At 57.0% G+C, this 553-nt stretch carries 1 protein-coding gene; it reads right to left on the reverse strand.

Annotated features, from left to right (window positions below; all coding sequences use genetic code 11):
- Positions 1-427 (reverse strand): hypothetical protein (locus tag SM447_RS29770; protein WP_474576187.1); only part of this gene is annotated, 427 nt, incomplete at its 3' end.
- Positions 428-553: the final 126 nt, after the last annotated feature.

Genomic DNA, 553 nt, shown 5'->3' on the forward strand with positions numbered 1-553 from the left:
GCAATAGTCGCAGCATTTCAGCCACTTCATCCGCTAAAAGGTCGTATCGTGCTTCAGTCTCGTACTGCAGTCTCCGTTCTTCGACACTAGCTTGAGACGACAGAGCTTCGGCCATTTTTTCGTTCGCCACTCTTTGTGCGCCGACTTCGAACCTTGTTTCCCGCAACTCGAGGCGTTGCGCGGCCAACTCCTGACTTTGCAGTCCAACAGTCGAAATCAACCAAACAAAGGCCAAAGCACCTGCAAATCCTGCCAGGCTATCACCGATCTCATTCGGAGGACTTTGAAGGAAGTAGTCCCAACGCGTTATACACCCTAACGGCGGGGAACCAGACCACACACATATTTGGTTTTGAGCGACCCAATAAGCGAGACAGGCAATTCCTAAGGTTAGCCCCCCTCCAATCCACACCCACGGAACCTTCACAACTGCACCCTCCCGGCGCTTGTCGCCGGGTCACGCCCGACCCCCCCCACAGGGCGGGCGGGAACGCCCACCCGCGGGTCGGGCGTGACCCGTATGTCTCGGGGGGTACTCACTTCCCCTCCAGAT

It is taken from the genome of Micromonospora aridisoli (assembly GCF_056150025.1).